Genomic DNA, 22,374 nt, shown 5'->3' on the forward strand with positions numbered 1-22,374 from the left:
TATAAATGAGTAATTCCTCTATCGAAAAAATAGATAACAAATATAATTTTAAAATTGAATATAAATTAATTAATAATAAGGAGTTATTAAAATCAAGATTATCCGAAATCCCAAAGTCATCTGGTTGTTATCTTTTTAAAGATATTGATAGTAACTTACTTTATATCGGTAAATCTAAAAAACTACGTAGTAGAGTAAGTAGTTATTTCAATAATTATTCAGATTTAACGCCCAGATTAAGTTTGATGGTTCGTCAAATAACTGAAATAGAAATAATAGTCACAGATAGCGAATATGAAGCATTAAATTTAGAGTCAAATTTAATTAAAACAAACAAACCATACTTTAATATTCTTTTAAAGGATGATAAGAAATATCCATATCTATGTATAACTTGGAGTGAAAAATATCCTCGAATATTTATTACAAGAAGAAGAAGAAATAGAAATAATTTAGATAGATATTATGGACCTTATGTTGATGTCGGATTATTAAGGAGAACATTATTTACGATAAAAAAAATATTTCCACTTAGACAAAGACCAAGGCCAGTCTATAAAGATAGAACTTGTTTGAATTATTCAATAGGAAGATGTCCAGGTGTTTGCCAAGAAGTTATATCATCTGACGATTATAAAAAAATAATGAAACAAGTATCTATGATATTTCAGGGAAGAAATGATGACTTAGAAATATTTTTACAAAAAAAAATGCTGCAGTTTTCAAATGATTTAGATTATGAGAATGCAGCAAAAATAAGAGACCAAATTTCAGGTTTAAAATTATTAACTGAATCACAAAAAATATCAATACCAGATTCTTCAATTAATAGAGATATCTTTGGAATAGTTTCAGAAAAAAATGTAGCTAGTATACAAATTTTCCAAATGAGATCTGGTAAGCTCATTGGGAGAATTGGTTATAGTCAAAAATTAAATAATGAAGATGAAAATCTCATTCTACAAAAGATATTAGAAGAGCATTATATGAATGTTGAAGCTGTAGAAATACCATCAGAAATTCTTATTCAATATAACCTTCCAAAACAAGCAACCATAGAGGATTGGTTAACGGATCTAAAAAAAAACAAAGTAAAAATCTTAATCCCAAAAAGAAATAAAAAACATGAAACTGTAGAAATGGTTTTAAAAAATGCGAAATTGGAATTAGATAGAATAATAAATGGGATACAAGATAATGAATCATCAATTGAGGATCTTGCCCAAATACTTGAATTAAGCGAACAACCTAAAAGAATTGAAGGTTATGATATAAGCCATATTCAAGGTAGTGACCCTGTAGCATCACAAGTCGTTTTTATTGATGGGATTCCTTCTAAACAGCATTATAGGAAATATAAAATTAAAGATCCAAACGTTGTTGTAGGACATAGTGATGATTTTGCTTCGATATATGAAGTAATACATAGAAGGTTTAAAAAATGGTCAAGATTTAAAGAAAACGGAGGGGATTTTTCAATATTAAATGATAAAACGAATAGTAAATTAGACAATGAACTTCTATCAGATTGGCCTGATTTAATAATGATTGATGGAGGAAAAGGACAGTTAAATGCAGCTATTAAAGCATTAAAAAAATTAAATCTTGAGGAAGAAGTAACTATATGTTCATTAGCAAAAAAACATGAAGAAATATTTATTCCAGGCTTTACTAAGTCTCTTGATACTGACGAAAATCAAAAAGGAGTTCTTCTATTAAGAAGGGTAAGAGATGAAGCACATAGATTTGCATTATCTTTTCATAGAGACAAAAGATCTAAGAGAATGAATAGATCTCAATTGTCCCAAATCAGTGGATTAGGACCATCAAGAATAAGAGAATTGCTTGAGCATTTTAAATCAATAGAGGCGATAAGAATAGCTAGTAAAGAGGATTTATCAAAAGTTAAAGGACTTGGAAAAAATTCAGTAAATGATATATATGAATATTTTAACGAGTTATAAATATTAATTAATTTTTGAAAAATAGATTTCTTGATATTGTTAAATATAACTATATTAAAAATATATATTTTTAAATTAATCTAGTAATTTGGCAGCTGAAGCATATCTCTGGTTTAAATCACTTCACATTATTGGTGTAATCGTTTGGTTTGCGGGCCTTTTTTATTTAGTAAGACTTTTTATATATCATGAAGAATCTAAAAATATGGATAATGAATTAAAAATTGCCTTTAATAAACAATACACCTTGATGGAAAAAAGGCTGGCGAATATAATCACAACACCTGGGATGATATTAGCTTTAAGTATGGCTATATGCATGGTAATTATGCAACCAAGTTGGTTAAGTGAGAAGTGGTTACAAATTAAAATTTCTTTTGTTTTAGGATTAGTAATTTATCATTCTTACTGTTACAAAATAATGTATTCATTACAAAATGGTACTTCAACCATTTCAGCAAAAAACCTTAGATTATTAAATGAATTGCCTACTTTATTATTATTTATAATTGTACTTTTAGTTATTTTTAAAAATAATTTTCCAACTAGTGTTGCTACATGGAGCGTAGTTGGACTTATTATTTTCATGTTGGCTTCAATACAATTATATGCAAAGATTAGAAAGAAAAATGAGAATTCATTAAGTAATGAATAGGGAAGACTTAGTAAAATTAACCTCCAATATTAATAAAAATAGTTGTCCTAAAAATATTAATTTTCACTGTCATACAAAATTTAGTGATGGAAGTCTAGAACCATATGAACTTTTAGAACAAGCTTATAAAAATAACTTGAAATTTTTATCAATAACCGATCATCATACAATTAAAGCGCATGAATATATAAAAAAAAATAATATACTTAAAAATTATCCTAAAGATTCTTTTACATTAATTTCGGGAATAGAAATTAATTGTTTGATTCTGGGATGTTTAGTACATGTAATTGGATTGGGAATAGATATAAAAAGTAAATACATAAATCCCTACATCCTTGGAGAGTCTCCAATAGGTAATGATTTAAATATTAAATCAGTTATTAAAGCAATAAATTTAGCTGGTGGTTTATCATTTCTTGCACACCCAGCGAGATACAGGATTCCCTTTTATAAATTAATTCCAGAGGCCAAAATACAAGGTATTGATGGAATAGAGGTTTGGTACGATTATGAACTTAATGAAGTATGGAATCCTAGTTTATTTGTTTGTTCAGAAATAGATAAATTAGCAGATAAATATTCAATGCTAAAAACATGCGGAACAGATAGTCATGGACTTTCGCTATTAGGTAGATAATTTAGAATTCGTTTTTTTCAATTATTGAATCAGTATTAATAATTATGTTCTTTAAATTTTCAATGACATCTGATGAACAATTATTCCACATTTTTCTATTGACAATTTCAAGTAATCTTTGTGCAATATCTCTTAAAGCCCATGGATTATTCTCTAGAAAGAAATTCCTAAGATCTAGATCACATAACCATGATTTATAAACTTCCTCATAACACCAATCTGAGACTACTTCAGTAGAAGCATCAAAAGCATATAAGTAATCTAGTGTAGCTGAAAATTCAAACGCTCCTTTATAACCATTATCCTTCATTCCATTTATCCATTTAGGGTTAAGTATTCTTGATATAACAACTTTATTAATTTCATCTTGTAATTTTGAAATTTTAGATAATCCAAATTTTGATAAATCACCATGATACATTTCAGGTAATTTACCGCTCAATTTTTTTACTGCTGAAGATAATCCACCCTGAAACTGATAATAATCATCAGAATCTAAAATATCATGTTCCTTATTATCTTGGTTATGAACAACTAACTGCACATTTTTAAGAGCATTTTCTAATGATTTTTTATCCTCTATAGGTTCAAGATTATCACTGTAAATCCACTTACTCCAATTAAGAAAAGATTCTCCAAAATCATCAATATTTTCCCAATTAGAATTTGAAATTAGTTCTTGCAGACCAGCTCCATATGAACCTGGCGCTGACCCAAATATACGATTAATTGAATCACCATCCCTTGATGCCCCAGCAAGAGGGTTAAATTTATCATCCTCATTAAGATTAGAAACAAGATTTATTGCTTTAGAAGTTAATTTAACTAACTGTGGAAATGCATCTCTAAACATTCCCGAAATCCTTAAAGTAACATCAACCCTTGGTCTTTCGAGAACAGATAAAGGAATGATTTCTAGATCTACTACTCTTCTTGAAGGCCCATCCCAAATAGGCTGTACTCCTAATAAATATAGTATTTGACAAATGTCTTCACCACCATTTCTCATTGTGGATGTTGCCCATACAGATATTGCTATATTTTTTAAATCTTCTCCATTATCTTGTTTGTATAAATTAAGTATTTGTGAAGCGGATTGACAACCAACACTCCATGCTGATTCTGTTGGCAGTCCTCTCGAATCAACTGAAAAGAAATTTTTACCAGTGGGTAAAGCTTCAGTTTTACCTCTCGTAGGGGCTCCAGATGGACCACTTTTTACATATTGTCCATTTAATGAATTAATAAATGATAATTTCTCATTATATGAAGAATTAATGATTGGATATAGAATCTCTTTTTTTAATAACAAAAAATACTTATTATGTTTTTTTTCATTAAAGAAATAGTCTATTATTTTCTGATTTTTATATTTTTCTAGATTTTTTATATTGGTATTCTTTTTGTAAAAAAACAAATATATTAAATACTTTGCTTGTTGTTCCAAAAAATCAATAGCCATTCTAAACTTTAAAATGTTTTTGTTGGAAAAAGTCAATAATATTTTTTTATCCTTTTCACTTAACTTTTGATCATATTTATTTGTCCAAGGATCCAAATCGAGTTTTAAATGTTTTGCTATATATTGAACAATCCCAATTCGATTAGCATTTGGCACTCTAGCGATACACAAGAATAAATTTATTTCATTAATTTCATTCTGCCTATTACCAAAAATATGCAATCCTGTCCTAATTTGAGATTCTTTAATTTTGCAAAGAAAAGAATCAATCTCTTCAATTTGATTATTTTTATTTTTTAAAGTGATTTCGTTAAAATCTTTTTTAATTAATTCAAAAATGGATTTTTCTATAATTTCAATCCTATTAGAATCTAATAATTTTGCTTCAAAATATTCGTCTAAATAATTTTCTAATATTGAATATTTTCCATATAATTCTGACCTATCCAAAGGAGGGGTTAAATGATCAATAATTGTTGCAGCAGTTCTTCTTTTAGCTTGGGATCCTTCTCCTGGATCATTTACGATAAAAGGATATATGTTTGGTATTGCTGGACAAATAATATTTGGAAAACATTTATTACTTAGACCTATAGATTTGCCAGGTAACCATTCAACAGTCCCATGTTTACCAATATGGCAAATAGCATTTGCGTTAAAAACTTTTTCAATCCAAAAATATTGTGCTAAATATCTATGGGGAGGTGGAAGATCGGGAGAATGAATATCTCTATCAGTGAAAGCGTCATAACCTCGTTGAGGTTGAATCAATAAAGTTATTTTTCCAAATCTAATACCATTTATTGAGAAGCCTTCATTATCAAGATCGATCGCTTCTGATGGTTTGCCCCAACGGTTAACAATAATATTTTTTGGTTCAAGTTCTAAATAATTCCAATATTTTAAATATTCACTAAGTGGTAAGTAATCTAAAGGTTTATTATTTTGAGATTCAAGATCATTAGTTCTAGTTTTTATAAGTATTGACATTAATTCCGAAGAATCTTGAGGATAATTAAAAGATCCAAGATCATAACCTTCTTCTTTTAACCAGTTAAGAATATTTATTATCGAAGATGGTGTATTAAGACCAACACCATTACCGATTCTTCCATTCTTTACTGGATAATTACTTATTATTAAACAAATTTTTTTATCAAAATTATTAAGTTTTTGAAGTTTCACATAATTCGTTGCGAATTTTGAAATCCATTTAATACCTACTTGATCAGCTTTGTAACTGGTTATTTCACTGTAGAGTGTATTTTTTTCAGAAATTATTTCTTTAAATGCTGAAGGACAGGTAGTAATCCTTCCATCAAATTCAGGAATAATTATTTGCATTAATAAATCAGATGAATTCATTCCAATGGATGAATTTAACCAATTTTTTCTTGATCTATTAGAAGAAAGAAGTTGTAAAATTGGAATTTTAAGAGAAGTAAAAATATTTGTAGAATTTTCAATTAATTCGTTATTTTTGATTTGAGATGAAGAAAATGAAGTTGTGGTAATTATTAATTTAATATCTTCCTTTTTAAAAATATCTATTAATTTCTTTTGAATAATATGATCTTTTAGTGTGGAAATAAATAACGTTTTAGGCGATAGTCCGCATCTTCGTAACTGCAAGTTAAGTTTTTCGTTTACTTCAATTTCATTAGCCAAAAAAAGTGATTTATAAGATATTATTCCTATCTTTTCGCCTTTTTCAATTTTCCAATCATATAAATAAGGATCTGCATAAAAACTAATATTCAAAAACTCATCAGGAATTAATGTTTCATTTACCTTTAGATAATTTAAACAATTAAGAAATTTTCTATAATTGTCCATTCCTCCCGATCTTAGTAATCTAGAAATATTTAATGCAATATTTTTATCTATACTGCTTATTTCACTTAAGGAAACTTCCTGATCAACAGTACCTGATAGGATTAGTAACTTCCTTTTTTTATTGACTGCTTGCCAATTTAAAAGTTGTTCAATTCCATAGTTCCATGTACCTTTATCTCCAAAAATTCTTAGTATGACAACTTTTGCATAATTAATTGTTTTTAATAAATAATTATCTATTTGAGCTGAGGAATTTAAATTAGAAATTTCTAAAGCTCTTATATTATTTTTTAATGAAGCAAATTCCTTTTCTAACAATAAGTTTGATATGAGATTTAAATCAGCTTTGACACTTGTTATAAAAATAAAATCTGCCGTTGGTTGCTCAATTAAATCATCCTTATTCTTTTCATTTCCTGCTATATTTAATATCCTGTGCATTTTTATATATGTATAAGGTTTAGAATACGTAAGTAGGATAAAACAAGTTTACCTTAATTAAATAAATTGAATATGCATGAATTTCTTCCATACGCCTGGTTCGAAGGTAAATGTATTCCATTTAAAGAAGCAAAAATATCAATAGCTACTCATGCACTACATTATGGTACTGCTGCATTTGGAGGAATGCGAGCGATACCTAACCCTACAAATAAAGATGAATTCCTTTTATTTAGAACTGATAAACACATAAAAAGATTATCTCAAAGTGCAAAATTACTCTTAACTGATATTTCTGAAGAATATATTTTTAAAGCCTTAGAGGAAGTTATTAAAAGAAATAAGCCAGAAAAACCTATTTATATTAGACCATTCGTATATACAAGCGATTTAGGTATAGCTCCAAGGTTACACAATATTGAAACAGATTTCTTTATGTATTGTATTGAACTAGGAGATTATCTATCCCCAGATGGAGTTTCTTGTAGAATGAGTAGTTGGACTAGACAAGAAGATAGATCTCTCCCATTAAGAGGAAAAATAAGTGGGGCTTATATAACTAGTTCTTTAGCTAAAACAGAAGCTAGTTTATCGGGTTTTGATGAAGCCTTGTTATTAAATTCAAGTGGTAAGGTAAGCGAAGCTAGTGGTATGAATTTATTTATTGTAAGAAATGGAGACTTAATCACTCCTGGTGTTGATCAAGATATCCTTGAGGGGATTACTAGAGCTAGTGTAATTGAATTAGCAAAATCTTTTGGAATAAATGTAATTGAAAGGCCTGTGGATAAAACAGAATTATTAATAGCAGATGAAGTTTTTCTAACTGGTACAGCAGCAAAAATTACACCAGTTAAAAAAATTGAATCAAGCGAATTAAATGGTGAAAGACCAATAATGAATAAATTAAAAAGTAAGCTTATAGAAATAACAGAAGGTCGTTCTCAAGACTATGATAATTGGGTAACAAGAATTTCACTAAAATAAATTAATTTTTACCTAAAAATGGAATCTTTCAGAAACTATCTAAATAGAGATGAAAAACCATTAATTATTTTTGACGGAGGTACTGGAACATCTTTTCAGAACTTAAATCTTAAAGCAGATGACTTTGGAGGAAAAGAATTAGAGGGATGTAATGAGAACCTTGTTTTATCATCGCCAGAGGTAGTTGAGAAGGTTCATAATTCATTTTTAGAAGCAGGTTGTCATGTTATAGAAACTAATACATTTGGAGCCTCATCAATAGTTCTTGATGAATATGATATTGCGGATAAGGCTTATGAGATAAATAAAAATGCGGCATTTATAGCCAAAAAAGCTGCTGCCAAATACTCATCAGTTGATAAACCAAGGTTTGTAGCAGGTTCAATTGGGCCAACAACTAAATTACCCACCTTAGGACATATAGATTTTGATGAATTAAAGCAAACATATAAAGAACAAATTTATGGTCTTATAGATGGAGGAGTTGATCTTCTTTTGATTGAAACTTGTCAGGATGTTTTACAAATTAAATCTGCCTTATTAGCATCAAAAGAAATTCTTGAAAGTAAAAATATAGATATCCCTTTAATGGTATCTATAACAATGGAAACAACAGGTACTATGCTTGTTGGATCTGATATTGCATCTGCATTAACAATATTAGAACCATTTAATATAGATATCCTTGGACTTAATTGTGCAACTGGTCCAGAGCAAATGAAGGAACATATTAAATATTTGTCTGAAAATTCTCCCTTCGCTATAAGTTGTATTCCCAATGCAGGGCTTCCTGAAAATATTGGTGGTGTAGCTCACTATAGATTGAAGCCAATAGAATTAAAGATGCAGTTAATGAATTTTATATATGACTTTAATGTTCAATTAATAGGTGGATGTTGTGGGACAACACCTGAACATATAAAATACCTGTCTTCAATAATCGATGAAATTATTGATACTGAAAGGACTAACAACAATGGTAAGAAAAATTCAAGCGGTTTTATTCCATCTGCCTCATCAATATATAACTCTGTGCCATACAAACAAGACAATTCAATTTTGATAGTAGGAGAAAGATTAAATGCAAGTGGATCGAAAAAGGTAAGGGAGTTATTAAATAACGACGATTGGGATGGCCTAGTTGCAATTGCCAAGCAACAACAAAAAGAAAATGCTCACGTTCTTGATGTAAATGTCGATTATGTAGGAAGAGACGGGGTGAAAGATATGAATGAAATAACTTCAAGATTAGTTACCAATATAAATTTACCATTAATGATTGACTCTACAGATGCTGACAAAATGGAAAGTGGATTAAAGTCAGCTGGTGGTAAATGTATTATAAATTCAACCAATTACGAAGACGGCAATGAAAGGTTTGATCAAGTACTAAATTTAGCTTTAGGGTATGGTTCAGGTCTTGTTGTCGGAACAATTGATGAAGATGGAATGGCAAGGAATGCAGAAAAAAAATATAAGATTGTCAAGCGAGCGATTAATAGAACTAGAGAATGTGGTTTGTCAGATTATGAGCTATTTTTTGATCCATTAGCTCTGCCAATATCTACAGGGATAGAAGAAGATAGATTAAACGCTAAAGAAACTATTAGTGCTATATTAAAAATTCGTGAAAATTTCCCAGATATTCATATCATACTTGGGATATCAAACATTAGTTTTGGTCTTTCACCATTATCAAGAATTAATCTAAATTCAATATTTTTAGATGAATGCATTAAAGCAGGATTAGATTCTGCTATCATCGCACCAAACAAAATTTTGCCATTATCAAAAATTTCTGAAGAAACTAAAAAGCTTTGCTTAGATTTGATTTATGATAAAAGAGAATTTGAAGATGATATTTGTATTTATGATCCATTAGTAGAATTAACAAAGGCTTTTCAAGATTTATCTATTCAAGATTTCAAAAAAGCTTCTTCAGAAAATAAAAACCTAACTCTTGAAGAAAGTCTGAAAAATCATATTATTGATGGAGAAAAAATAGGATTAGAGGATCAATTAAATAAAGCGTTAAAAAAATATAAACCTCTTGAAATAATTAATACCTTTTTACTAGATGGGATGAAAGTTGTAGGAGATTTATTTGGCTCAGGTCAAATGCAATTGCCATTTGTACTCCAATCCGCTGAAACAATGAAATTTGCTGTTTCAATTTTAGAACCATATATGGAAACTGTAGATGAAAAAATATCAAATGGAAAACTCTTAATTGCAACTGTCAAAGGCGATGTTCATGATATTGGAAAAAATTTGGTAGATATAATACTTACAAATAATGGTTTTGACGTAATAAATCTTGGAATAAAGCAAGATGTTTCAGCAATTATAGATGCACAAAAAAAGCACAATGCAGATTGCATCGCTATGAGCGGATTACTTGTTAAATCAACTGCTTTTATGAAAGATAATTTAGAGGCTTTTAATAATGAAAATATTAGTGTACCAGTAATATTAGGAGGTGCTGCCTTAACCCCAAAATTTGTAAATGAGGACTGCAGCAAAATATATAAAGGGAAAATATTGTACGGAAAAGATGCGTTCACTGATCTTAAATTCATGAATGAATATATGGATAATAAGAAAAAGGGTAATTGGTCAAATACAGAGGGTTTCATTAACAATGAGGGTATAAATATTAATTTAGCTTCATCAAAAGCCAACTCTCAAGCTGTTAAAAAATCAATATCCATAAATACCGAGACTTCCAAATTAAATTTAAAAGAAAAGTTTATAAGATCTAAATTTATAAATGAAGAAGATCCAATTCAAGCCCCTTTCTTGGGAACGAAAGTCTTGAACGATGTTGATATAGATTTAAATAAGTTAATATTTTATTTAGATACAAAAGCTCTATTTAGCGGGCAATGGCAAATAAAAAAAGGAAAAAACCAAAGCGTAGATGAATACAATAACTATTTGGATTCATATGCTAAACCATTGTTAGATAAATGGTTAGAGATAATTATTGAGAAAAAACTTATATCACCCAAAGCAGTTTATGGATATTTCAGATGCGGGAGAAAAGATAATAGTATTTTCTTATTTGATGAGAAATCGTTAAATAAAAGTTCCCAATTTAATTTTCCACGACAAAAATCTGGGAATAATTTATGTATAGCTGATTTTTATTGTGATTTGAATAATGATAAACCGATAGATATATTTCCTATGCAGGCAGTAACTATGGGCGATATTGCTAGTGAATATTCTCAAAAATTATTTAAAGAAGATAAATATAGCGATTATTTGTTATTCCATGGACTTACAGTGCAATTAGCAGAAGCTCTAGCTGAGTATGTCCATGCATTAATTCGTATTGAATGTGGTTTTAGGTCTGAAGAACCAGACAAAAATAGAGAAATACTAGCTCAAAAATATAGAGGAGCTAGATATTCTTTTGGTTATCCTGCATGTCCAAAAGTATCTGATTCAAACATACAATTATCATTGTTGGATGCAAAAAGAATAAACTTGACCATGGATGAATCTGAACAACTTCATCCAGAACAAAGTACTACAGCTATCATTGCACTACACTCAAAAGCTAAATATTTCAGCGCTTAAGCTAGATTTTTAGTTGTTTTCTAAATATTCAATAATTTCTTCCTGTAGTTCTTCCATCGTTTCATTATCACCCAGATCAAGTCCCTCACCTGCGGCATCCTGTGTTAACTCAAGATAATATGAAGCACCATCACTAGATAAAAATTCTAATGCGGAAGTTTCACCACTATCTTTAAAAGCTTCATAAAGAGCTTTAAATGCTATGTTTTCAGTAAAGTCCCAATCCATAATGAAAAAAACCTTATTAGAATTATTACCTCCTTACCCCCCATACTCGTCAACCTTTTTTAAAGAAATGTTGGTGTTTTATTATTATTAAAAAAAATCTATGACCATAAATAATCAAAATCAGTTAAATGTCCTTGGAGAAAAAATTGAGATTTGTAGTTGCGCACCCATGACAGGGTGGTTCAGGGATGGATTTTGCAACTATGACAAAAATGATGGAGGGAATCATTCAATATGTTGTGTAATGGATGATAATTTCCTGAAATATAGTCAATCACAAGGTAATGATTTAATAACTCCCATGCCTATTTATTCGTTCCCAGGACTAAAGGATGGTGATCATTGGTGTATTTGTCTTGATAGGTGGAAGCAAGCATTATTAGACGGTCTTGCACCAAAAGTCATATTAGAATCAACGAATATTGTAGTCTTAGAATCAGTACCTCTGGAAAAATTGAAAGAATATCAATTTAATAAAAAGTAATTACAAGTTTATTTTTTTTTTTAAAATGAATATGATAAATTTTTTAAAATGAGTTTAGAAATATATTGGAAAAAAGCACTAGAACAAACTCGATTATCAATTGATGATGAATCATTATATCCTCTCAAAACTGATATTATTACAAGAGATTTATATGAAAAAGACGACTTCATAATAAGGAAACTCGATACTTCAAAATTTAATAAAAAAAAAATTTATGGTCCTAAGCAAAATCCGTTTTGTCCTTGGGAAAAGATACTAGAAATTGATAAAATTGGTGATAATCATCAACTAATATTAAATAAGTACCCTGTACAAAAAGGTCATATTTTACTTATTACAAATGAATGGAAACCTCAAAATGGATGGTTAGATATTAATGATTGGAGAGCGATCCAACAAGTTAATAAAGATACTAGTGGATTATGGTTTTTCAATAGTTCTCCAATTGCGGGAGCAAGTCAACCTCACAGGCATTTTCAACTTCTGCGTAGATCTAAAAGTGAGATATCATGCCCTAGAGAAGAGTGGTTTTTAGAGATGAACTCATATCAAGATCTAGATAGTAAGCTTAAAAAAAATATTATTGTATCCAAATTTAATTTTTTAGAAAATCCATCATGTCTTTTAGAATTTTACTTAGAATTATGCAAGAAATTAGGAATTGGGGACCCTATTAGTGATAAGAAACCGATATATCCTTACAATATTTTAATAACTAATAAATGGATCGCTATTATAAAAAGAAAAAATGATCATATTCATGGTTTCAGTATTAACGGTTTAGGATTTGCAGGATATCTATTAGTAACTGAAAATTCAAATATTAATTATTTAAAGAAATTTGGCCCTGAAAAACTTCTAGAAAGTTTTGTTTGAATACTAGTTAGTTACTTCTACTTCCTTATCCCTGCTTATTTGGCTTTCTAGAACTTCTATAGATGCTGTTACGGAGGCAATTTTACGTTCAAGTGAATCCTTAATATAATTGAGCATTTCTAACTTCTTATGTTGATAAAAACTCTTTTTTTCTTTAGATGACTTGAAATTACAATTAAACATTTTTTTGTTTTATTATAAAAAGATACTTAATTGACTTGTGACATAAAAATAAATTGGTTTTAATTTAAAAACAATATTCTGTATGGACTTTCAATTTTTTTTTGAATAAAATTAAGTAAATTCCATACTATTCAAGAAAATATTATTGAATATTCCTGAAAATTCAAATACAAAAAGAATTTCAATTGATTTACCTGAGGAACTAATTTCCAGGTTTGATCAATTACGAAAAGAGTGGGGATTTAGAGCAAGAGGACCTGTAATAGAAAAAATACTTAAAGAAATTCTTCAAGAAGATGATTTACTACCTAAGAACCAACAGCAAGAAATAGACTTTAACGAGAAGAAGAATAATGGAAATTTAAATATTGATGAAGATACAGCATTGGTATTAATTAAATCAGACGTTAAAAAAGAAGTTAATGAGATATCTTTAAATAAAAAAGTTATAAATAGAGATCAATATAGAGAAAAAGCCAACTTAAACATAAGCCTTCCCAATTTTGTTGAAAAAAAAGTAAAGGATCTAAGAAGAAGTATTAATAGTGAAAAATTAAAAGAGAATATCAATGATATTCAAATTAACACAATTAAAGAAACTGAATTAATAAAATGTCGAATAGCGTTAATTAGTCATTGGAAAACCTTATATGGAACAGTTCCTAATGATCATGTAGTAGAAGCTGCGATGGATTGGTTTGGAAGGGACATATGGCCAAATCTTGATGGAACAGAAAATCTACCCTTTACGTGGAGTGCAGCCAATAAATTTATGTCTGAATTATGCCCATTTTGGATAAAGAAAAATCCATCCCTTGAAATTGTTTTATTAATGATTGGCGTTTTAGAAGACCCTTTTGCTACATCAGATTTAATTAATAGAATACCAACATTAATGAGGAGGTTTGTAAGTAGATTTAAGCGATATAACCGATCAAACTCATTTGAAACTTTGGACTCAACAATGACTGTACATGGAGCACTTAAATTATTGAATTTATCAACATCTGCAGGATCAGCTCATACATTACGAAAAATTAGAGATGCCTATAAATCAAAAGCCTTAGAGACGCATCCAGATGCTGGAGGATCAACAGATCAAATGAGAAAATTAAACGAAGCGTATCAATTGCTAAAAAATCTATATAAAAATTAGTATATTTATTCTTATATGAGACTTATATAAGTCTATTTAATAGTCTTATATAAGATAACTGAGAGTTGCAAGATTTCTTATCATCAATAATTAATTATTAGTCAATATTTATAGATACAATTATTTTGAATAAATAGAAATTAACATAAAATTTACCTTGTAATTATAAGAATTTTGTTTGTATAGCATTTCTTATTTGAGTCTTACTTATAGTCTAATATATAGTCTTATAATAGATTAGCTAGATATAATATTTTTATAAATTTTAATAAAATATTCCCAAACGGTTAATGCTCAACAAAATTATACAAATTGACAAAAATAAATAATTTATGTCCTTACGTTGTCCAATAAAATAATAATATAATAAAAGTATTGGCATTAAAGGCGTTTATATTTACTCACGCTGCCTTATAGACAGTACTACTCACTTTGAAGCTTTTGTATAGCAGTTTGTTTATCCATGCTAGGAACATCACTTAAGCCGTTTGCGTCAAACCAAGGCGCACTTGCCCAATCAAACCCTTCACCAAAAGTATTATCAGGTGCAGTTATGTACCAATGACAAGAAGTGTCAGGAACATCAACAGCACATTTTGACCAATCATTTGACCACTGAGGGACTTGTACCCACAGCACTGAAGATAGCAATAGAGATAGCAGATTGATCATGATACTAATAATACAACATTAAATAGTTTTATAGGATTATTGCTTGTCTTATATAAGAATTATGTATAGACTACTTTATAGTCTTATATAAGACTTATAATACAATTAATTTCTCAATTTAGTGTTAAAACATTTTTCAACATTAGAAATAATATTTGAATGTATAGATGTAATGTCCGAGTCTAGTAATGTTTTATCTTTATCTCTATAAGATAATCTAAATGTATAACTTATATGATCATCTCCAAATTTAGTATCTTCAAAAACATCAATTAAATTTACATCCTCTAAGAGATTTTTTCCTGTTTTTCGTATCTGTGATGTTATTTCGCTAATTAAAAATTTCTTACTGAAAACAAAATTTATATCCCTTTCCATTTTCGGAACAATTGGATATTGCTTATATATTGGAATCCATTTATTTTTTCTAGTACTTGCTCCCAAAAGGTTAGAGACACTTATGCTAAATAAATAAACTTTTTTTAATGACTTCTTTTCTAATATTAGTTTAGGATGAATTTCACCAAAATAACCTGTATCTTTACCTTCAATAACTAATTTCGCTGTTCTTCCTGGATGTAGAAAATTAAATGCATCAGAAGGTTTATCTTCGATTTTTATATTCAAAGATGATAAAGCCTCCTTTAACTTTCCTCTAGCCTGGTAATAATTAAGGTCATTATCCTTATCCGAATTTATCCATTTTCCAAATTTTCTATTTCCATAAATCGCACCATTCAGCACTTCTTCTTGAATGAACTCATTTTTCTTTTGAAAAACATTTCCAATTTCAAATATATAACAACCTGTTTGTCCAGCTTTTATATTACGGTTTACTATCTCCAAATGTTCTTTCCAGATATTATCCCTTAGGCAACTTGTTTCTAATAACAAAGGATTAGAAATCTTTATAAGTTTTTCATTATCTTCTGGAACAAGAGAGTAGCTTAGTACCTCATTAAAACCATTTTCTGTGAAGCCATTTTTTACTTTTCTCAATGCTAACTGTTCTGATGACAATTTTCCAGGCTTTATTGGATTAGGAAGGTTTAAGTCGAATCTGTCATACCCTATTAATCTCGCAATTTCTTCAATTAAATCTATTTCTCTTATTAAATCATGTGATCTATTGGGAATTACTGCTACATCCCAGCCATATTCTTTATTCTTTAAAGTACAACCTATGAGAATTAATTTATCAACTATTTCATTATCAGATAAATTTCTTTTTTCAAATTTATCGTTAATTATTAATGGACCAAGAATTTTATGTATTCGATTTCTCCGTAGTTTTATAAATATATCCTCACTTTTTTTTAAATTCGATGTATTGATAATTGGTGAATTAATAGAAAAAAATTCTTCTAAAAGATTAATGGCCCTTGTTACTGCACTTATTGTATTTTTTGATGTAATCCCTTTTTCATACCTACTGCTAGATTCTGTTCTTATGCCAACCGCCTTTGAAGATTTTCTTATAATGACTGGATTAAAAACGGCGCCTTCAAGGTAAATAGAAGACGTAGTATTGCTTACAGAAGTCTCTAAACCACCTATCACCCCAGCAATAGCAACAGGTTTATCGCAGCATGTAACTACTGTAATATTTTCATTTAATTCATATTTTTTACCATCTAAACAAACAAGGCTTTCGTTATCCTTGGCTTTTCGTACAGAAAAGTCTTCTGGAGAAACTTCCTTTCCAATTAAATTAGATAGTTTTTCTTTATCAAACGCATGCAAGGGTTGCCCTTGTTCTAAAAGAATATAGTTTGTCAAATCAACTAGAAGATTAATGGACTTTATACCTGATTTTTCTATACGGTCTCTAAGCCATTTTGGAGATAATTTATCTCCATTTACTCCATCAATGCAGCTTATTGTATATATGCAATTAGAGTCTATAGCCTCTGGACAAAGTTTCATTCCCTTAAGTAAATGAATTTTATATTTATGGTTTAATTCTGGAAAATTTAATGTGGATTCTAAAAGGGCAGAAATTTCACGGGCTATTCCTATAACAGACATGCCGTCAGGTCTATTAGCTGTAATAGCTAAATCATATATAAAATCATTTAATTGAAGCAAGTCAGACCCTGGAGTGCCCAATTCATGTTTTAAGGCTAAATCATCATCAATGATCTCTATACCTTCGCTAGAGTCTTCTAATCCAAGCTCCTGTAAAGAGCATATCATTCCTTCACTAATGACACCTCTAATTTCACTTCTTTTAATAGTTAAATCAACTGCATTTAATTTCGCGCCGACAGTAGCAACATAAACGTAAATATTTGGTTTAATATTGCTTGCACCACAGATAATTTGTAAATTCTTTGCAGTACCAATATCAACTTGGCAAATTGAAAGTTTATCAGATCCTTCGTGTTTTAAAACAGATAATACCTTACCTAAAACAACACCATTTACATTTTCTGAACAATCTTCTAATGATTCAACCTCAAATCCACCAATAGACAATTTCTCAGAGAGATCTTCAGGAGTAGCAGTAATTTCTACTAATTTTTTCAACCAATTTTGAGAAACTTTCATATATATTTTTTAATCAATGATGATAAAAGAAATGAGTTTATCTTCAAAAAAGTTTGTTGAAGATGTACAATAGAAAATTATACAATAAAGTATTAATTAAAATGGCCAAAAAAGGGACAAGAGTTGTAGTGACCCTGGAATGTACTGAAGCTAGGACAAGCACAGATCCTAAGAGATCAAATGGTGTCTCAAGATATACTACTGAAAAGAATCGTAGAAATACAACTGAAAGATTAGAACTAAAAAAGTTTAATCCTCATTTAAACAGAATGACAATTCATAAAGAAATAAAGTAATCAAATCAAATTTAATCATGCCTAATTCAATTTTTAAAAAACAATTATCACCTATCAAACCTGGAGATCCTATTGACTATAAGGATGTAGAACTACTAAAAAAATTCATAACTGAGAGAGGTAAAATCCTACCAAGAAGGATGACAGGTTTAACCTCTAAGCAACAAAGAGATCTTACATTAGCTGTTAAAAGAGCCAGAATTGTAGCTCTTTTACCCTTCGTAAATCCTGAAGGATAATTTCATATTGAATATAGTTGGCACTATAATTTAGTATCTCAAATATTTGAAAGATTTAACTAATTTAAAAACATATATTATTGACTCTGACGATCCACATGAAGTTGATGACGCTATTTCATTAGAAATAAAAGAAGGAAATAAAAAAAATTTATGGATACATATTAGTAATCCATGCAAACTCTTTTTGCATGACTCTAATGTTGATTTAGATGCAAGAAAGAGAAATAGCAGTTTATATTTAATTGATCAATATATCCCAATGCTACCTAAAGATATTGTTGAAAAGGCAAATCTAGCTCAAAACAAAATTTCTGAAACTATTAGTGCAGCAATAGAATTCAACGACGATGGATCAATAAATAATTATGAAATAACTGAAGCAATAATAAAACCGAAATATCAATTAACATATGAAGATGCAAATGAAATATTAGAATTAGAACCTAAAGAAGAAACAGAATTAATTGAGATTAAAAATTTATTAGAAAAAAGTATTACATTTAGAAAGAAACAAGGAGCAATTATTTTTGAAAGTCCTAATAGTAAAATTAAATTAGATAAGGATAAGATTGTACTAAATAAATTAGAGAAAACAATATCACAAATTATAGTTGCAGAATCAATGATATTAATGGGTTATGTAACAAGTTTATTTGTAGAAAAATATAATCTAGCGGCCGCGTTTAGGATTCAGAAACTAAATTGTAATCCATCTGAAATACTTAATAAATACAATGATAGTGATATTAAATATATAATATTAAAACAATATATGGGTAAAAGTTACATAACCACTAAGCCAGGAATCCATGAATCACTAGGTCTTAAAATGTATGTACAATGTACTTCACCATTAAGAAGATATCTAGATTTAATTATACAAAGGCAAGTATATAATAAAATAAATAATTACAAGCTTCTAAGTAAAGATTCAATCTCAAAAATTATTGATTATTCTAAGAATAGACAATCAGAGAATAATAATATTTTTAAAAATGATAAATTTAAGTATTTAACATTATTTTTTAAGACTAAAAATAACCCTTTTTATAGAATAATATTCGTTAAGTGGATTAATTATAAAAAAAATATTGCTTTGGTTTATTTTCCAGATTATTCACTAGAAATACTTATTACTCTTTTTGTATCAATAGAAATATATAGTAATAAAATATATAAAGTTAAATATATTATAAATGATAATAATCTTTTAGAGTTTATTTATTAATAAGGTAATAAATATAATAGGTTGATATTAGTTTAAAAAATATCTGTTAGTATTAATAAAAAAGCTTTATGACTTTTGTCATTACTACCCCTTTATACTATGTTAATGATAAACCTCATTTAGGAAGTGTATATACAACAATAATTTGTGACTCAATAGCTAGATATAAAAGGCTTGCAGGTGAAGATGTTATTTTCATCACTGGTGTTGATGAACATGGTTTGAAAATACAAAGAACAGCTAATGAAAAGGGTATTGAACCAAAATCACATTGTGATGAAATCTCAGAAGTATTTAATAATAATTGGAAAAATTGGAATATATCCTTTGATAAATTTATAAGAACAAGCTCAAAAAATCATGAAATTATTGTTAATGAATTCTATGAAAGAGTAAAAGCATCAGATGATATCTATATGGGAGTTCAAAAAGGTTGGTATTGTGTCGGTTGTGAAGAATTTAAAGATAATCCAGAAAACTCATCAACATACAAGTGTCCCATACATCAAAAAAATCTAGAATGGAAAAATGAAGAGAATCTCTTTTTTAGACTTTCAAAATATCAAAAAGAAATTGAGAAAATAATCAACGAACCTTCATTTATAGAGCCAATAGAAAGAAAGAATGAAATTATAAATTTTGTATCTAGGGGTTTAAAGGATTTTTCAATTTCAAGAACAAATGTCACATGGGGAATTACTGTCCCTGGTTACGATAACCATACCTTTTATGTATGGTTTGATGCTTTACTTGGATATGTAAGCGCCATTAGTTCTGATGCGATAGAAAAATTATTAGAAAAATCAATTAATGAAGGATGGCCAGCTGATGTTCATTTTATTGGTAAAGATATACTGAGATTCCATGCTGTATATTGGCCCGCAATGCTCATTTCTGCCAATATGAAAGTTCCTAAAAAGATTTTTGGGCATGGGTTTCTTACAAGAGAGGGGCAAAAAATGGGTAAAAGCTTGGGAAATGTACTCGACCCTGATTTATTGCTTACAAAATATGGAAATGATCCTGTAAGGTGGTACCTCATTAAAGACATATCACTAGGAAATGATGGGGATTTTCAAGATAAAAGATTTGTTGACATTATCAATAATGACTTAGCTAATACAATTGGCAATTTATTAAATAGAACATCATCTATGTCTAGAAAATGGTTTGATAATAAAGTGCCAAATAATGAAAATTTTTTAAGTGAAAATAAATTAGAGAATTCTGCCAAAATTGCAGTTGAAAACTATATTTATAACTTTGATAACTACAAATTAGATCTAGCAGCTAATGAGGTACTCAGCCTAGCAATTAATACAAATTTGTATTTAAATGATAATCAGCCATGGCTGTTAATAAAAGAGAAAGATAATCTACCTCTAGTTAAACAAATTATTTATAACGTTTTAGAAAGTACCCGAATAATAGGATTGTTATTACTACCTTTATTGCCCGAATTATCTACAAAAATTAATGAACAACTTGGATCTATATATAGTGAAGAAATTCCTTGGAAACAACAATTAAGTTGGGGATTACTAGTAAGTAACTCAAGTCTTCCTAAACCCACTCCAATCATAAATAAACTGGAGTATGAACAAAATTTATAGATTAATAATTTTCCTTCCATTATTTATGCTTGGTTGCACCCCAAATGTAATTGATGAAAATAAAGTTAAACAAACAATAGATAGTTTAGATATGACTATTTTCTCTAAAAGTGGAGATAAAATATATTCAATTACCAGTCCAAATTCAAGTTATGACAATATTGAATTAAAATTCGAATTAAAAAAACCTATCATTAATATTCTCAATGGGGAAGAAACTAAATATATTATTAGTTCAGAAGAATCTTCATTATCAGACAACAATAATTTCCTGGAATTAAAAGGGAATGTTAAATTAAGAACTCTTAAAAAAGATGGGGATATTTTATATGCTGATTATTTTACTTGGAATATAGAAAATACTAACTATATATTAGAGGGTAATATAAGATTTGAAAATCAAAATATCATCTTAAATTCAGGAAAAGCCATATTGGATTCAGATAACATAATTGAATTTTTTAATCCCGTAAAATATATAATAAAAGATGAAAATAACGAAAATAAATATGAAATAAATTCAGAAAATGCTTACTATAATTTAAATACTGAATCAGTAAGTTTTAAAGCAAAAGATAAAAGAGTTAAATCAATAATTTATTTTTAAAATTTATTTTTTGTAAAAATATTTTTAATTTTTTTGGACCAGTTATTAATCCATTTTTCATCAGACTTCGTAAAACACTTTGCACTCCAGCCTCCTATCAATATAAAAGCTTTATTATTTATAGGTACAACTAAGATTGATGGAATGTCGGCACAAAAATTAAAAAATTCATCTCTACCAGGATAAAATTTAGTATTTGCTAATGATATTAATTTCATATCTTTTATAGATCTCAGACAAGTTTCCCCGGGTTTAAAATCATTACTTGAAGTCATTCCCCTCCTCAATATATTAACGCCATCATTGTGTATTAATATTGCTGCTGCTGCTGTAGAAGTTAATATCGCTTCAGAACCCCATGCAAGTTCATCAATAACTTCATCAGGCATGTTTCTATCGAAGATAAACTTATTTTCTCCTTTTAAAGCAGCTTTCTCACCAGCTAATGGTTCGAATTGTTTAAATAAAAAACCTATCAAAATAATAATTATTGAAGCTATTGAAGCTAACACTTGTGCTCTTTCAAGCTCAGGAGTGATTGTTTCTATTGAAATGAAATTTGCTATCTGAAAAATAAAGAGTATGGCACCAATTAATATTAATGATTTCCCATTGAATCCCATATTTTAAATATGTTATATCTAATTAAATTATGCAAATATTATA

The 22,374-nt window shown here is 28.6% G+C and carries 19 protein-coding genes; 13 read left to right on the top strand and 6 right to left on the bottom strand.

Features of this window, described 5'->3' with window-relative positions; genetic code table 11:
* Positions 1 to 5 precede the first annotated feature (5 nt).
* The 3 genes from uvrC (at position 6) to HA149_RS04750 (ending at position 3,259) form a co-directional block, all read left to right on the top strand.
* Positions 6 to 1,964, top strand: coding sequence for an excinuclease ABC subunit UvrC (gene uvrC, locus HA149_RS04740; RefSeq protein ID WP_209113502.1), 1,959 nt, complete (start codon positions 6 to 8; stop codon positions 1,962 to 1,964).
* An 88-nt stretch (positions 1,965 to 2,052) separates the two neighbouring features.
* Positions 2,053 to 2,619, top strand: a complete 567-nt coding sequence (gene hemJ, locus HA149_RS04745; RefSeq protein WP_079292514.1) for a protoporphyrinogen oxidase HemJ — start codon at positions 2,053 to 2,055, stop codon at positions 2,617 to 2,619.
* Positions 2,612 to 3,259, top strand: coding sequence for a PHP domain-containing protein (locus HA149_RS04750; protein WP_209113504.1), 648 nt, complete (start codon positions 2,612 to 2,614; stop codon positions 3,257 to 3,259). Before hemJ ends, HA149_RS04750 begins: the two co-directional genes overlap by 8 nt.
* Position 3,260: 1 nt before the next feature.
* On the opposite strand, the gene cobN is transcribed toward HA149_RS04750, so the two are convergent.
* On the bottom strand, positions 3,261 to 6,998 hold the full coding sequence (gene cobN, locus HA149_RS04755; RefSeq protein WP_209113506.1) for a cobaltochelatase subunit CobN: 3,738 nt from the start codon (positions 6,996 to 6,998) through the stop codon (positions 3,261 to 3,263).
* Positions 6,999 to 7,070: 72 nt separating this feature from the next.
* Here cobN and HA149_RS04760 point away from each other — a divergent pair, with 72 nt between their 5' ends.
* Together HA149_RS04760 and metH are read left to right on the top strand one after the other, a co-directional pair.
* Positions 7,071 to 7,985, top strand: a complete 915-nt coding sequence (locus HA149_RS04760) for a branched-chain amino acid transaminase (protein WP_209113508.1) — start codon at positions 7,071 to 7,073, stop codon at positions 7,983 to 7,985.
* An 18-nt stretch (positions 7,986 to 8,003) separates the two neighbouring features.
* Positions 8,004 to 11,570, top strand: a complete 3,567-nt coding sequence (gene metH / locus HA149_RS04765; RefSeq protein WP_209113510.1) for a methionine synthase — start codon at positions 8,004 to 8,006, stop codon at positions 11,568 to 11,570.
* A 9-nt stretch (positions 11,571 to 11,579) separates the two neighbouring features.
* Here the strand turns inward: metH and HA149_RS04770 are convergent, their stop codons facing one another.
* Entirely contained in the window at positions 11,580 to 11,798 is a 219-nt protein-coding gene (locus HA149_RS04770) for a hypothetical protein (RefSeq protein ID WP_209113512.1), read from the bottom strand.
* A gap of 100 nt (positions 11,799 to 11,898) precedes the next feature.
* Here HA149_RS04770 and HA149_RS04775 point away from each other — a divergent pair, with 100 nt between their 5' ends.
* A complete protein-coding gene (locus HA149_RS04775) occupies positions 11,899 to 12,282 on the top strand; it encodes a DUF2237 family protein (RefSeq protein ID WP_209113514.1) in 384 nt (127 codons plus the stop codon).
* Between the two features lie 48 nt (positions 12,283 to 12,330).
* Complete coding sequence (locus HA149_RS04780; protein WP_209113516.1) at positions 12,331 to 13,161, top strand: DUF4922 domain-containing protein; 831 nt, start codon at positions 12,331 to 12,333, stop codon at positions 13,159 to 13,161.
* 3 nt (positions 13,162 to 13,164) lie between these two features.
* Here HA149_RS04780 and HA149_RS04785 read toward each other — a convergent pair whose 3' ends face one another.
* Positions 13,165 to 13,344 (bottom strand): hypothetical protein, encoded by a 180-nt coding sequence (locus HA149_RS04785; protein WP_162512649.1) that lies wholly within the window; start codon positions 13,342 to 13,344, stop codon positions 13,165 to 13,167.
* Between the two features lie 145 nt (positions 13,345 to 13,489).
* Between HA149_RS04785 and HA149_RS04790 the strand changes: the two genes are divergently transcribed.
* Complete coding sequence (locus tag HA149_RS04790; protein ID WP_209113518.1) at positions 13,490 to 14,500, top strand: molecular chaperone DnaJ; 1,011 nt, start codon at positions 13,490 to 13,492, stop codon at positions 14,498 to 14,500.
* Between the two features lie 423 nt (positions 14,501 to 14,923).
* Here HA149_RS04790 and HA149_RS04795 read toward each other — a convergent pair whose 3' ends face one another.
* Both HA149_RS04795 and pheT read right to left on the bottom strand, forming a co-directional pair.
* The gene (locus HA149_RS04795; RefSeq protein WP_209113520.1) at positions 14,924 to 15,172 is read right to left on the bottom strand and encodes a hypothetical protein; all 249 of its coding nucleotides are present in this window, start codon (positions 15,170 to 15,172) and stop codon (positions 14,924 to 14,926) included.
* A gap of 105 nt (positions 15,173 to 15,277) precedes the next feature.
* Positions 15,278 to 17,722: a phenylalanine--tRNA ligase subunit beta gene (gene pheT / locus HA149_RS04800; RefSeq protein WP_209113522.1), complete on the bottom strand. Its 2,445-nt coding sequence runs from the start codon at positions 17,720 to 17,722 to the stop codon at positions 15,278 to 15,280.
* A 101-nt stretch (positions 17,723 to 17,823) separates the two neighbouring features.
* Between pheT and rpmG the strand changes: the two genes are divergently transcribed.
* The 5 genes from rpmG to lptC all read left to right on the top strand — a co-directional run bounded on the left by rpmG (position 17,824) and on the right by lptC (position 21,708).
* A complete protein-coding gene (gene rpmG / locus HA149_RS04805) occupies positions 17,824 to 18,018 on the top strand; it encodes a 50S ribosomal protein L33 (RefSeq protein WP_002805540.1) in 195 nt (64 codons plus the stop codon).
* Positions 18,019 to 18,035: 17 nt separating this feature from the next.
* Positions 18,036 to 18,257, top strand: coding sequence for a 30S ribosomal protein S18 (rpsR, locus tag HA149_RS04810; protein ID WP_002806014.1), 222 nt, complete (start codon positions 18,036 to 18,038; stop codon positions 18,255 to 18,257).
* A gap of 46 nt (positions 18,258 to 18,303) precedes the next feature.
* The gene (locus HA149_RS04815; RefSeq protein WP_209113524.1) at positions 18,304 to 19,488 is read left to right on the top strand and encodes a ribonuclease catalytic domain-containing protein; all 1,185 of its coding nucleotides are present in this window, start codon (positions 18,304 to 18,306) and stop codon (positions 19,486 to 19,488) included.
* A gap of 68 nt (positions 19,489 to 19,556) precedes the next feature.
* The gene (gene metG, locus HA149_RS04820; protein WP_209113526.1) at positions 19,557 to 21,101 is read left to right on the top strand and encodes a methionine--tRNA ligase; all 1,545 of its coding nucleotides are present in this window, start codon (positions 19,557 to 19,559) and stop codon (positions 21,099 to 21,101) included.
* Complete coding sequence (gene lptC, locus HA149_RS04825; protein WP_245154671.1) at positions 21,085 to 21,708, top strand: LPS export ABC transporter periplasmic protein LptC; 624 nt, start codon at positions 21,085 to 21,087, stop codon at positions 21,706 to 21,708. Before metG ends, lptC begins: the two co-directional genes overlap by 17 nt.
* Here lptC and HA149_RS04830 read toward each other — a convergent pair.
* Complete coding sequence (locus HA149_RS04830; RefSeq protein WP_209113528.1) at positions 21,705 to 22,331, bottom strand: cofactor assembly of complex C subunit B; 627 nt, start codon at positions 22,329 to 22,331, stop codon at positions 21,705 to 21,707. The genes lptC and HA149_RS04830 overlap by 4 nt on opposite strands.
* Positions 22,332 to 22,374 lie beyond the last annotated feature (43 nt).

The sequence above is a fragment of the Prochlorococcus marinus XMU1406 genome (genome assembly GCF_017696055.1).
GTDB classification, from domain to species: domain Bacteria; phylum Cyanobacteriota; class Cyanobacteriia; order PCC-6307; family Cyanobiaceae; genus Prochlorococcus_A; species Prochlorococcus_A marinus_W.

Bases quoted from the DNA above. Each gene is read 5' to 3' on its own strand.
- metH (WP_209113510.1), top strand. From the start codon at position 8,004: ATGGAATCTTTCAGAAACTATCTAAATAGAGATGAAAAACCATTAATT.
- cobN (WP_209113506.1), bottom strand. From the start codon at position 6,998: ATGCACAGGATATTAAATATAGCAGGAAATGAAAAGAATAAGGATGAT.
- HA149_RS04785 (WP_162512649.1), bottom strand. From the start codon at position 13,344: ATGTTTAATTGTAATTTCAAGTCATCTAAAGAAAAAAAGAGTTTTTAT.
- pheT (WP_209113522.1), bottom strand. From the start codon at position 17,722: ATGAAAGTTTCTCAAAATTGGTTGAAAAAATTAGTAGAAATTACTGCT.
- uvrC (WP_209113502.1), top strand. From the start codon at position 6: ATGAGTAATTCCTCTATCGAAAAAATAGATAACAAATATAATTTTAAA.
- HA149_RS04780 (WP_209113516.1), top strand. From the start codon at position 12,331: ATGAGTTTAGAAATATATTGGAAAAAAGCACTAGAACAAACTCGATTA.
- lptC (WP_245154671.1), top strand. From the start codon at position 21,085: ATGAACAAAATTTATAGATTAATAATTTTCCTTCCATTATTTATGCTT.
- HA149_RS04770 (WP_209113512.1), bottom strand. From the start codon at position 11,798: ATGGATTGGGACTTTACTGAAAACATAGCATTTAAAGCTCTTTATGAA.
- metG (WP_209113526.1), top strand. From the start codon at position 19,557: ATGACTTTTGTCATTACTACCCCTTTATACTATGTTAATGATAAACCT.
- HA149_RS04795 (WP_209113520.1), bottom strand. From the start codon at position 15,172: ATGATCAATCTGCTATCTCTATTGCTATCTTCAGTGCTGTGGGTACAA.
- HA149_RS04830 (WP_209113528.1), bottom strand. From the start codon at position 22,331: ATGGGATTCAATGGGAAATCATTAATATTAATTGGTGCCATACTCTTT.
- HA149_RS04760 (WP_209113508.1), top strand. From the start codon at position 7,071: ATGCATGAATTTCTTCCATACGCCTGGTTCGAAGGTAAATGTATTCCA.
- HA149_RS04750 (WP_209113504.1), top strand. From the start codon at position 2,612: ATGAATAGGGAAGACTTAGTAAAATTAACCTCCAATATTAATAAAAAT.
- rpsR (WP_002806014.1), top strand. From the start codon at position 18,036: ATGCCTAATTCAATTTTTAAAAAACAATTATCACCTATCAAACCTGGA.
- rpmG (WP_002805540.1), top strand. From the start codon at position 17,824: ATGGCCAAAAAAGGGACAAGAGTTGTAGTGACCCTGGAATGTACTGAA.
- HA149_RS04775 (WP_209113514.1), top strand. From the start codon at position 11,899: ATGACCATAAATAATCAAAATCAGTTAAATGTCCTTGGAGAAAAAATT.